Source organism: Hansschlegelia beijingensis, from assembly GCF_014196425.1.
In the GTDB taxonomy this organism is placed as follows: domain Bacteria; phylum Pseudomonadota; class Alphaproteobacteria; order Rhizobiales; family Methylopilaceae; genus Methylopila; species Methylopila beijingensis.
Window position 1 is genome coordinate 19,500 of sequence record NZ_JACIDR010000009.1, and the last position, 11,392, is coordinate 30,891.

9 protein-coding genes and 1 pseudogene are annotated in these 11,392 nt (G+C 69.0%); 4 read left to right on the plus strand and 6 right to left on the minus strand.

Going from position 1 to position 11,392, the window contains the following annotated elements; all coding sequences use genetic code 11:
• Window positions 1–13 precede the first annotated feature (13 nt).
• The gene (gene argJ, locus GGR24_RS17355) at window positions 14–1,246 is read right to left on the minus strand and encodes a bifunctional glutamate N-acetyltransferase/amino-acid acetyltransferase ArgJ (protein ID WP_183396668.1); all 1,233 of its coding nucleotides are present in this window, start codon (window positions 1,244–1,246) and stop codon (window positions 14–16) included.
• Between the two features lie 171 nt (window positions 1,247–1,417).
• Window positions 1,418–2,356, minus strand: a complete 939-nt coding sequence (locus tag GGR24_RS17360; protein ID WP_183396669.1) for a peptidylprolyl isomerase — start codon at window positions 2,354–2,356, stop codon at window positions 1,418–1,420.
• 218 nt (window positions 2,357–2,574) lie between these two features.
• Between GGR24_RS17360 and secA the strand changes: the two genes are divergently transcribed.
• Window positions 2,575–5,304: a preprotein translocase subunit SecA gene (gene secA / locus GGR24_RS17365; RefSeq protein WP_183396670.1), complete on the plus strand. Its 2,730-nt coding sequence runs from the start codon at window positions 2,575–2,577 to the stop codon at window positions 5,302–5,304.
• Between the two features lie 201 nt (window positions 5,305–5,505).
• Here the strand turns inward: secA and GGR24_RS17370 are convergent, their stop codons facing one another.
• The 4 genes from GGR24_RS17370 to GGR24_RS17385 all read right to left on the minus strand — a co-directional run bounded on the left by GGR24_RS17370 (window position 5,506) and on the right by GGR24_RS17385 (window position 9,246).
• On the minus strand, window positions 5,506–6,936 hold the full coding sequence (locus GGR24_RS17370; RefSeq protein WP_183396671.1) for a L,D-transpeptidase family protein: 1,431 nt from the start codon (window positions 6,934–6,936) through the stop codon (window positions 5,506–5,508).
• A gap of 98 nt (window positions 6,937–7,034) precedes the next feature.
• A complete protein-coding gene (locus tag GGR24_RS17375) occupies window positions 7,035–7,988 on the minus strand; it encodes an acetyl-CoA carboxylase carboxyltransferase subunit alpha (RefSeq protein WP_183396672.1) in 954 nt (317 codons plus the stop codon).
• Window positions 7,989–8,089: 101 nt separating this feature from the next.
• Window positions 8,090–9,031 carry a site-specific tyrosine recombinase XerD gene (locus GGR24_RS17380; RefSeq protein WP_183396673.1) on the minus strand — a complete coding sequence of 314 codons (942 nt, stop codon included), beginning with the start codon at window positions 9,029–9,031 and terminating at the stop codon, window positions 8,090–8,092.
• Window positions 9,028–9,246 carry a hypothetical protein gene (locus tag GGR24_RS17385; RefSeq protein ID WP_183396674.1) on the minus strand — a complete coding sequence of 73 codons (219 nt, stop codon included), beginning with the start codon at window positions 9,244–9,246 and terminating at the stop codon, window positions 9,028–9,030. The genes GGR24_RS17380 and GGR24_RS17385 overlap by 4 nt, the downstream gene beginning before the upstream one ends.
• Before the next feature lie 145 nt (window positions 9,247–9,391).
• Here GGR24_RS17385 and GGR24_RS17390 point away from each other — a divergent pair, with 145 nt between their 5' ends.
• The 3 genes and pseudogenes from GGR24_RS17390 to GGR24_RS17515 form a co-directional block, all read left to right on the plus strand.
• Window positions 9,392–10,036 carry a shikimate kinase gene (locus GGR24_RS17390; protein ID WP_183396679.1) on the plus strand — a complete coding sequence of 215 codons (645 nt, stop codon included), beginning with the start codon at window positions 9,392–9,394 and terminating at the stop codon, window positions 10,034–10,036.
• Window positions 10,033–11,157 (plus strand): 3-dehydroquinate synthase, encoded by a 1,125-nt coding sequence (gene aroB / locus GGR24_RS17395; protein ID WP_183396675.1) that lies wholly within the window; start codon window positions 10,033–10,035, stop codon window positions 11,155–11,157. Before GGR24_RS17390 ends, aroB begins: the two co-directional genes overlap by 4 nt.
• A gap of 128 nt (window positions 11,158–11,285) precedes the next feature.
• Window positions 11,286–11,392, plus strand: a pseudogene (locus GGR24_RS17515) (sulfate adenylyltransferase subunit CysD); the annotation flags it as partial.

Consider the following 11,392-nt stretch of genomic DNA (forward strand, 5'->3'; position numbering starts at 1 on the left):
CTGAGGCGGCTGTTCACGAGCGGTAGTCGGCGTTGATCGCGATGTAGCCTTCGGTCAGATCGCAGGTCCAAACGCGCGCCCTGCCCTGACCGAGACCGATGTCGACGCCGATCACGATCTCCTCGCGCTTCATGTAGGCGGAGGCCGTCGCTTCGTCATAGGCGGGATCGCGCGCGCCGAGATGCGCCACCCGGAGGTCGCCGAAGCGGATCGAGAGCAGGTCCCGGTCGGCCGGCTCGCCGGCCTTTCCGACCGCCATGACCACCCTGCCCCAATTGGCGTCCTCGCCCGCGATGGCGGTTTTCACCAGCGGAGAGTTCGCGATCGAGAGCGCGATCTTGCGCGCGGAGAGATCGCTTTCAGCCCCCTCGACCTCGACGGTCACGAATTTGCGCGCGCCCTCGCCGTCCCGGGCCACCAGCTGGGCGAGTTCGACAAGCAGGTCTTCGAACGCCGCCGCGAATCCCGCGAGCGCAGGGTCCTGCGCGTCGGAGACCGCCACATTGCCCGCCGCGCCGGTCGCGAAGGCGAGCAGCGTGTCGGAGGTCGAGGTGTCGCCGTCGACGGTGACGCAGTTGAACGAGCGCTCCGTCGCGGCGGCCAGGACCGCCTGCAGCGCGGCCGGCGTGATCGCCGCGTCGGTCGCCACGAAGGCGAGCATCGTCGCCATGTCGGGAGCGATCATGCCGGCGCCCTTCGCGATGCCGTTGATCGTGACCGTCCGCCCGCCGAGTTCGACGCGCCGGGTGGCGAGCTTCGGGAAGGTGTCGGTGGTCATGATGGCGCGGGCCGCCGCCTCCCAGCCGTCCTCCGCGCCGCGCTCGGCGAGGCCCTCCATCACGCCTGCGAATTTCGAGGCGTCGAGCGGTTCGCCGATGACGCCGGTCGAGGCCAGGAAGATCTCGTCCTCGGAGCAGCCGAGCGCCTTGGCGGCGAGCTCGGCCGTAAGCTTCGTCGCCGCCCGCCCGCTGGCGCCCGTGAAGGCGTTGGCGTTGCCGGAGTTCACCACCAGAGCCCGGATCCGTCCGCCGCCGATCCGCTCGCGGCACCACTCGACCGGCGCCGAGGGGCAGCGAGACCGCGTGAAGACGCCGGCGATCGAGGTTCCGGGCGCGAAATTCGCGAGGAGCACGTCCGTCCGCCCCGCGTAGCGGATGCCGGCTTCCGCAGTCGCCAGCTTCACTCCGGCGAGGGCGGGGAGCGTCGGCAGGGATTTAGGCGCGAGCGGCGACACGGCCGAGGACATTGCTGAGCCCATTGCTTGGCCGGGCTTCGGGCCCCCGGCCGCAGCCGGGATCATGCCCGCGAAACCGGGACGGGAGGACAGGGGGGCGAGGCCCGGGAGGCCGGGCGTCGCACTTTAGCGTGGCCCGCCAGGGGACGGACGACGAGGCGCGCCGATCGCGCCCCCACGCTCCTACTTCGGGGCGGCGTTCTGCTGCTGAGCGCCAGGAACAGGTTCAGAGGGCGCCAGCGGCTTGCCGGCGTCCGTGCGCTCGACATTCGCGTCGTTTCGCAGCTTCAGAACGAGATCCTGCTGCGCGGTCCGCACGACATAATTCTCGATCTGCGGCCGAACCTGCTCGAAGGCCGGGATCGGGCGCGTCCGCTTCTCGTCCACCTTGATGACGTGATAGCCGAACTGGGTCTTGACCGGAGCCGAGACCTTGCCGGGCTCCAGCTTGAACGCCGCTTCCTCGAACGCCGGCACCATCTGGCCGCGGGCGAAGAAGCCGAGGTCGCCGCCCTGCTTCGCCGAGCCCGGATCGATCGAGACCTCGTTGGCGATCTTCGCGAAATCCTCGCCCTTGGAGAGCCGCTCCTCGACCTTCTTCGCCTCGTCCTCGGTCTTCACCAGGATGTGGCGGGCGTGGACCTCTTCTTCCGGCTTCAGGTTCTTCGCCGTCTCATCATATAGTTTGTGCAGCCGCTCGTCGGTGACGGCGGCCTTGGCCTCGCGCTGGAGCAGCTCCTCCATCAGCGCGCGATCCTTGAGGTAGGCGAGCCGCTTCTTGAACTCGTCGGTGTCGCCGAGCTTTTCCTTCTCCGCGGCCCGGGCCGCGAGCTTCAGGTCGATGAGGTAGTTGAGCGCGTAGTCCCTGCGCTGCGGCTCCGTCATCGACGACATCGACTGCTCGAGATCCTCGCTCGCCACCGCGACGTCGCCGGCCGTGATCTCCACGCCGTCGACCTTGGCGAGCACGGTGGAGGGATCCTGCTTCGGGGCTTCCTTGGCGTCAGCCGCGGCCGGGGCGGGAGGCGTCTGGCACAACGCCGGAGTGGCCGCCGCCAGCGTGAGGGCAAGCGCCGCTCCGAGCGCCTGCGCGCGCCGGGTCCTCAGTGCAGAGAATGTCATGAACACCATCCGTTTTGGCGTCTTCGCGCCCCGACGGCGCGGGAATGTGTCGGAAAGGCCCCGCATTGACAACCCTCCGGCCCCCTCTTATCTCGGTCGCTGGTCTACGCCGCGTGATCAGCGCCTCGAAAAAGAACGGATTTCGAGGTGACTTGCGGGCTCCGGGCCCGACCGGAGCCGGCGCCTTTCGCGCCCTAGGTCCGCGTTCATCGAGGAAGGTGCCCATGTTCGGCGGTCTCGCCCGACGTTTGTTCGGCTCATCCAACGAGCGGCGCATCAAGGCCATGCGGCCGCGCGTAGCCGCGATCAACGCCCTCGAGCCCGAGATGGCGGCTCTGACGGACGAACAGCTGCGCGCGAAGACGTCCGAATTCCGCGAGCAGCTCGCGAACGGCAAGACTCTCGACGATCTTCTGGTTCCCGCATTCGCGGTGGTTCGCGAAGCCGCCAAGCGCGTGCTCGGCCAGCGCCATTTCGATGTCCAGCTGATGGGCGGCATCACCCTTCACGAGGGCCGCATCGCCGAGATGAAGACCGGCGAGGGCAAGACGCTCGTCGCCACCCTGCCGACCTATCTCAACGCGCTCGCCGGCAAGGGCGTGCACGTCGTCACGGTCAACGACTACCTGGCCCAGCGCGACAGCGGCTGGATGGGCCGCGTGCACGGCTTCCTCGGCCTTTCGGTCGGGGTGATCGTCCACGGCCTCGACGACGACCAGCGGCGCGAGGCCTACGCGTGCGACGTCACCTACGCGACCAACAACGAGCTCGGCTTCGACTATCTGCGCGACAACATGAAGTATGACGTCCGCGCCATGGTCCAGCGCGGCCACGCCTACGCGATCGTGGACGAGGTCGACTCCATCCTGGTCGACGAGGCGCGCACGCCGCTCATCATCTCCGGGCCGATGGAAGACCGCTCGGATCTGTACGTCGCGGTCGACGCCCTCATCCCGCAGCTTGTGCCCGAGGACTACGAGGTCGACGAGAAGCAGCGCACCGCGACCCTGACCGAAGCGGGCAACGAGCATATCGAGCGCCTGCTCGAGGAGGCGGGGCAACTTAAGGGCGACAACCTCTATGACGTCGAGAACGTCACGGTCGTCCACCACGTCAATCAGGCGCTGCGCGCCCACAAGCTGTTCCAGAAGGACAAGGACTACATCGTCCGCGGCGACGAAGTGGTCATCATCGACGAGTTCACCGGCCGCATGATGCCGGGCCGGCGTTACTCCGAGGGGCTCCATCAGGCGCTCGAAGCCAAGGAACGCGTGAAGATCCAGCCCGAGAACCAGACGCTGGCCTCGATCACGTTCCAGAACTACTTCCGCATGTACTACAAGCTGTCGGGGATGACCGGCACGGCGCTGACCGAGGCCGAGGAACTGCTCGACATCTACGGACTCGAAGTGGTCGAGATCCCGACCAACCTGCCGGTCTCCCGCATCGACGACCATGACGAGGTCTATCGCACGGCGGGCGAGAAGGAGAAGGCGATCATCGAGCTGATCCGCGACTGCCGCGAGCGTCAGCAGCCGATCCTCGTCGGCACCACCTCCATCGAGAAGTCCGAGCAGCTCTCGGAAGCGCTGACCAAGGCCAAGATCCCTCATCAGGTCCTGAACGCCCGGTACCACGAGCAGGAGGCGCATATCGTCGCCGACGCCGGCGTGCCCGGGGCGGTCACGATCGCGACCAACATGGCGGGACGCGGCACCGACATCCAGCTCGGCGGCAACCTCGAGATGCGCATCGAGCGCGAGCTATCGAGCGTCGAGGACCCCGAGGAGCGCGAGCGCCGGATCGCGGAGATCAAGGCCGACATCGCGGCCAAGAAGGAGATCGCCCTCAAGGCCGGCGGCCTGTTCGTGGTCGGCACGGAGCGGCACGAGAGCCGTCGCATCGACAACCAGCTGCGCGGCCGCTCCGGCCGTCAGGGCGATCCGGGTCGGTCGCACTTCTTCCTGTCGCTGCAGGACGACCTCATGCGCATCTTCGGCTCCGCGCGCATCGACGGCATGCTGCAGAAGCTCGGCATCCAGGAGGGCGAGGCGATCGTCCATCCCTGGGTGAACAAGGCGCTCGAGAAGGCTCAGAAGAAGGTCGAGGCGCGCAACTTCGACATCCGCAAGAACCTGCTCAAATACGACAACGTCATGAACGACCAGCGCAAGGCGGTGTTCGAGCAGCGGCTGGAGTTCCTGCGCGCCGACTCGATCGCAGCCTCGATCACGGAGATGCGGCACGACGTCATCGAGGACATCGTGGCGCGCCACATCCCGGAGAACGCCTATCCGGAGCAGTGGGATTCCGAAGGTCTCGAGCAGGAGGTCCGGGAGATCCTGAACCTCGACCTTCCGGTCGTCGCCTGGGCGGCCGAGGAAGGCATCGCGGACGAGGAGATCCGGGCGCGCCTGATCAAGGCCGCCGACGAGGCGGCCGCCGAGCGCACCGCGCGTTTCGGGCCCGACGTGGCCACCCAGATCGAAAAGGCGGTGCTGCTGCAGACGCTCGATCATCTGTGGCGGGAGCATCTCGCGACTCTTGATCACCTGCGGCAGGTGATCGGCCTGCGCGGCTATGCGCAGCGCGATCCGCTGAACGAGTACAAGTCCGAGGCTTTCGAGCTGTTCCAGGCCATGCTGGCGAGGCTGCGGGAAGCCGTGACGGGGCAGCTGATGCGCATCGAGCTTGTGCAGACGCCTCCGCCGCTCGCCGACGAGGGGATGTCGGACATGCAGGCGGTCCACCTCGACCCGCTTACCGGCGACAATGAGTTCGCCCTCGCGGACGCGCCGCCTGCGACCGCGTCGGCCACGGCCACCGGCTGGCTGCCGCAGGACGTCGACCCGAACGATCCGACGACCTGGGACCGCACGCCGCGCAACGCCGCCTGCCCTTGCGGCTCGGGCAAGAAGTACAAGCACTGCCACGGCCGGATCGCCTGAGCCGGTCTACCGGGGCCTGCCTCTTTTTCCCTGATCTCGGAGCGCGCCCCGGCGCGCTCCGCAAAGCCGCTCGCAAGCGGCAGGGCCTCGCGCTCGCGTACGGTCGTCGCCGACGGCAAGACGCCGGGCGGGCGCCCACGTCCATGGATCTCTTGGAATGAAGGCCGTGGATCGCGCCTGCGCGGCGCGATCCAGAGAGCGTCAGCGGTAGCCGGCGAAAGCCGACGCCACCCGCGGGTTGGCCTTGGCCGACGGTGCGGCGTCAGCCGAGCGGGGGCGGGCCTTGGCTTCCGGCTGCGCCGCCGCCGGAGCTGAAGGCGCCGCGGTCGCCTGCGCGTCAGCGGCCTCGCCGCGGCCGAGCACGCCCCGCAGCCATCCGCCAATGCCGGCCGGCTTCGGCTCCGGGCCCACAGAGGACGCCATCACGGGCGCCTGGTCCGCCGCCACCTGGCGCGGCTCGGCCTTCGCGACCTGAACCGGGGCGGAAGCCGACCCAGTCGTCTCAGGCTCGGCCTGGCCGCGGAACATCCCCGCGAAGAAGCCGCCACCCTCCACCCTGGCCGGCGGCGGTCCATCGGTCGCGACGGCCGTGTTGAGCGCGACCGGCGCGGCGGGAGGCATCGGGGCCGGAGCGGACTTGGCGCCGCCGACGGAGGCGAGCTCCGGCTCGACCGCTGCATAGGACTGCGCGACCGGCGGCGCCACGGAGGCGACCTGGACCAGCGGCTCGTCGAGCGAGCGGCGCATGCGTCCGTTCTGCGCGACATACTCAGGAGCCGGCGGGATCTCCTTGCTCAGCTGCGCGATGAGGATGTTGTCGGCCTTCTCCTTCGCCGCCACCGCCCGCGCGATCTCGGGCTGCACCTGATAGCTCGGGCACTGCGCGGTGGGCTCGAAGGTGGAAAGGGCGGAGGGCGTCGCGTTGAAGACGTACTTCTTGCCGCAGGCGTCGACCTTGGGCTCAAGCCGGGTGACCTCGAAATTGTCCGAGCCCTGCTTCAGGTTCTTCCAGAACGCGATGTTCGCGTCGTTCCGCCGGCGCGCCATGTTCTGCGCGGTCATCCGGAACGGCAGCGCCTGGACCTGGAACGACTTCTGCCCGCCGGCGAAGGCCTCGCGGGCCATCGTGTAGATTTCCGCGATCTGCGCGTCGGTCATCGCGTAGCAGCCCGCCGACAGGCAGTCGCCATGCATCATCACATGGGTGCCGGTGCGGCCGAGCGCGCGATCATAGGCGTTCGGGTAGCCGATGTTGAACGACAGATAGTAGTTCGAGCGCGGGTTCATCTGCGCCGGAGTGACCTGATAGAACCCTTCCGGCGCCTGCTTGTCGCCTTCCTTGATCTTGGGCCCGAGCTTTCCGGAGAAACGGCAGATGTCGTAGGTCTTCAGCAGCGCATAGCGGCCGTCAGACCGGCGCTTCTTCCAGACCTCGGCCTTGGCCTCTTCCTTGTAGATGCGGAGCAGGATCGGGTCGCGCGGGCTCATGCCCTTCTCGGTCATCAGCGACACGAGCTGCGGCGACAAGGGCTGGATGCTGCGGGCGGTGGTGGCCTGCTCGCTCTTGCACCCGGCAAGAGCGACGGCCGCTGCGAGCGACGCCGCGGCGACCGCAAGGCGTGCTGCCGACATATAGAGCCTCCCGAACCGCCTGATCGACGACCCCGACAGCTAAGACCGATACTCTTACCTGCCGGTTACCGCAAGTCGGGCGCGCGCGGGGAGAAGGCCTACAGACTGCGCCCGATCGCCAGAAACTTGCGTCGGCGCTCGGCCCGGACTTCCTCGGGCGGCAGTTCCGCGAGCCGCGCCAGCGCGCGCTCGATCGCGTCGCCCGTCGCCTGAATGGCCGCGCCCGCGTTGCGGTGCGCGCCGCCGAGCGGTTCGGAAATGACGCCGTCCACGACCCCGAGCCGCATCAGATCGGCGGAGGTGATCTTCATGTTGGTGGCCGCTTCCTGGGCCTTGGCGGCGTCGCGCCACAGGATCGAGGCGGCGCCCTCGGGCGAGATGACGCTGTAGACCGCGTGCTCCAGCATCAGCACCGTGTTGGCGGTCGCGAGCGCGATCGCCCCGCCCGATCCGCCCTCGCCGATCACGACCGCGACGTTCGGGACCGTAAGGTTGAGGCAGGCCTCGGTCGATCGGGCGATGGCCTCGGCCTGGCCGCGCTGTTCGGCCTCGACGCCTGGAAATGCGCCGGCGGTGTCGACCAGCGCGATCACCGGCAGGGCGAAGCGCTCGGCCATCTCCATCAGGCGGACCGCCTTCCGGTAGCCCTCGGGCTTGGCCATTCCAAAATTGTGCTTCAGGCGCGTCTCGGTGTCGGCGCCCTTCTCCTGGCCGATGACCATCACGGGCTCGCCCCGGAACCGCCCCGGGCCGCCGACGATCGCCTCGTCCTCGCCATAGAGCCGGTCGCCGGCCAGAGGCGTGAACTCCTCGATCAGCGTCCTCACGAAGTCGCTGAAGTGAGGCCGGTTCGGATGCCGCGCCACGAGCGTCTTCTGCCAGGGCGTGAGGTTGGCGTAGAGCTCCTTCAGAGCCTGCTCGGACTTCGCCTCGAGCCTGCGGACGTCGTCCTCGATCGCGACGCCGTCGTCGTTCTCGCCGAGCGCCTTGAGCTCCGCGATCTTCGCCTGCAGCTCTGCGACCGGCTTCTCGAAATCAAGGTAGCTTTTCATGACCCGGGCTCCGCGCCGTCGACGCCGAAGGTGGCGGTGGTCCTGCGGAGCGCCGGCACGTTTGAGGGCCGCGGCCGCCAAAGTCAACTCAATGGCCGACTTTAGGACGATGGCTCGTCCCCGAGCGGATGGAGGTCACGGACCATGCCGGCCGCGCGCTCGTCCAGCACATGGGTGTAGATCTGGGTCGTCGCGATGTCGGCGTGTCCCAGCATCTGCTGCACGGCCCTCAGGTCCGCGCCGTTCTGCACGAGATGGCTCGCGAAAGCGTGACGAAGCACGTGCGGGCTGACTTTCCCGGGCGCGAGGCCGGCGCGCAGGGCCGCGGCCTTCAACTCGCGGGCGAAGACCTGCCGGCTCAGACGCCCGGCTTCACCCCCGCCGGGGAAAAGCCACGGCCCCGCAGCGTCCCGTCCTTCCTCCGCGAGCGCCGCCAGATAGGCGGTCATCGCCCGCTTGGCGAGCGGCGTCAGCGGCACGAGCCGCTCCCGGCCGCCCTTCCCCTTCACGGCGATCACGGCTGCGTCCGGGCGGGCGGCGGACCTGGGAAGGCCGACCAGCTCCGAGACGCGCAGGCCGGTCGAGTAGGCGATCTCGAGCAGGCAGACGAGCCGCGCGGACGATAGCCGCGCCCGTGGCGTGGGCTCCGGTCCGGGATCCGCCGCGGCGGCGATCAGAGCCTCGATGTCCGCTGTCGAAAGGGTTTTGGGCAGCGCGCGACCGCGGCGCGGGCTGTCGATCGCCGCAGTCGGATCGTCGCTCCTGATGGCGTCGGAATAGAGGAACTTGTGGAACTGGCGAACCGCGGAGAGCTTGCGGCTCGCCGATGAGGCCTTGAAGCCGCGCGCCGCGAGGTCGGCGACATGCGCGCGCACGTCCTCCGGCCCCGCCGTGTCCGGTCCGACGCCGCGGACGGCCAGAAAGGCGACGTAGTCTTCGAGGTCCCGCCGGTAGGCCTGCAGGGTGTTGAGCGCCGCGCCGCGTTCGGCGCTCGCCATCTCCAGGAAGGCCTCGACGTGACGCCGCGCGGCCCCGCCGCTCATCGCGTCGCCGTGTTGGGCGCGGGCGCCTCCGCTCCGGCGGTCCGCGGGTGCGCGACGGCTGCTTCCGGCGCGGGCGGGCGGAGACGCGCGGCGGGAATCGTCACCACCATCTCGCGGCTTCGCGGCTTGACGAAGGTTGCGAGCGCGTAGACCGCGCTGAACCCCAAGGCGCCGACGACGCCGAGGACGGTCAGGAATCTGATGAGGCTCGGCATGCGCCACCCATCGTTTCGCGGCTCGGCCGCGCGCGCCAGATCAGGTCACCATGGGACCAGACCGTCGCAGTTATCGACAATTGTGTCTCCGGAGGCTTTAGGAATAGGTTGCGCGCCGCCCCAACAGGAGTTTTTGCCGCAAGCCATGACGGCGACGCCACATCCCGACGAGCGCCGCGCCGGCGTCCAGGAGGACGGAGCAGCTTCGGCCCCGGCCAGTCAGGCGGCGGCCGTGCGCGCGAATCTCGGCAGCCGCTCGATCGTCCTGGTCGGCATGATGGGCGCGGGAAAGACGTCGGTCGGCCGCCGCCTCGCCCAGGCGCTCGAACTGCCTTTCTTCGACGCCGATGCAGAGATCGAGGCGCGCGCCGGGATGACCATACCGGAACTCTTCGAGAAGCACGGCGAGCCGTATTTCCGCGCCGGCGAGGCCCGCGTGATCGCGAGCCTGCTCGGCCAGGGACCGCAGGTGCTCGCGACCGGCGGCGGGGCCTGGATGAACCCCGACACCCGCGCCCGGATCGCGGAGGCCGGCCTCTCTGTGTGGCTCAAGGCCGATATCGACGTTCTGTTGCGGCGCGTCCGCAAGCGCAACAACCGGCCGCTGCTCGCGTCCGGCGACCCCGAGGCGACCCTGCGCGCCCTGGTCGAGACCCGCTATCCCGTATACGCGCTGGCCGATCTCACCATCCTGTCCCGCGACGCCCCGCATGATCACGTGGTGGCCGACCTGATCGAGGGGCTGCATGCGAAGCTGGCCCCCGGCGCGCCTTTGGAGAACCTGACATGACCGCGCTTGAGGCGGTCGAGCACGAACGCGTCCGCGTCGCGCTCGGCGAACGCTCCTACGACATCCTGATCGGGCCGGACCTGCTCGGGACCGCGGGCGAGCGGATCGCCGCGCTCGGGGCCCGGACGGTCGCCGTGGTGACCGACGAGAACGTCGCCGCCCTGCACCTGCCGGTGGTCGTCGCCGCGCTGCGCGCCGCCGGTCTGAAGGTCGAGACCGTCACGGTTCCGCCGGGCGAAACCTCGAAATCATTCGAGACGCTCGGCTTCGTGGTCGACAGCCTGCTCGCGGCTCGGGTCGAGCGGGGCGACGTCGTGCTCGCCCTCGGAGGCGGCGTGATCGGCGACCTTGCGGGCTTCGCCGCCGCGATCCTGAGGCGGGGCGTGCGCTGCGTCCAGGCGCCCACCTCACTGCTCGCGCAGGTGGACAGCTCCGTGGGCGGCAAGACCGGGATCAACTCCCCGCGCGGAAAGAACCTGATCGGCGCCTTCCACCAGCCCAGTCTGGTGCTGGCCGACACCGACGCGCTCGACACGCTTCCGCCCCGCGAATTTCGCGCGGGCTATGCGGAAGTCGTCAAATACGGGCTGATCGACGACGCGGCCTTCTTCGGCTGGCTTGAGGCGAGTCACGGCGAGATCTTCGCGGGCGGCCCCGCGCGGGCCCGTGCGATCGCGACGAGTTGCCGGGCGAAGGCCGCCGTGGTGGCGGGCGACGAGCATGAGCATGGCGACCGAGCCCTGCTCAATCTCGGCCACACCTTCGGTCACGCGCTCGAGGCCGAGGTGGCCTATGACGGGCGACGGCTGATCCACGGCGAAGGCGTCGCGATCGGGATGGCCATGGCTTTCCGCTTCTCCGCGGAGCTCGGGCTGGCGCCCGCCGAGGACGCGGCCCGCGTCGAACGCCATCTCGCGGCCGTCGGACTGCCCACACATCCTGGCGCGGTGCCCGGAGGCGTCGGCGGCCCGGGCGCGCTGTTCGCCCACATGCAGCAGGACAAGAAGGTCGAGCGCGGCCGGCTGACCTTCATCCTCGCGCGCGGGATCGGGAAGAGCTTCGTCGCCCGCGACGTCGACCCCGCCGCCGCCATGGCGTTCCTGGAGCGCGAGCTGGGCTGAGCTAGCCCCGCAGCCCGCGCTCGGGCGGGGCGCCGCACGGCTTGCGGCGCCCCGCCAAAGGGTCTATCGGATTTCGGACGTAGATTGAGAACATAATACGTTATCTTCTCGTATTTTATCCGGATCCCATGTCTTCATCATTATCGTCTCATTTGCGGGCGCTGGAGTCGGAGTCGATTCACGTCATCCGTGAGGTTGCGGCTGAGTTTCGCAATCCTGTGATGCTGTATTCGAT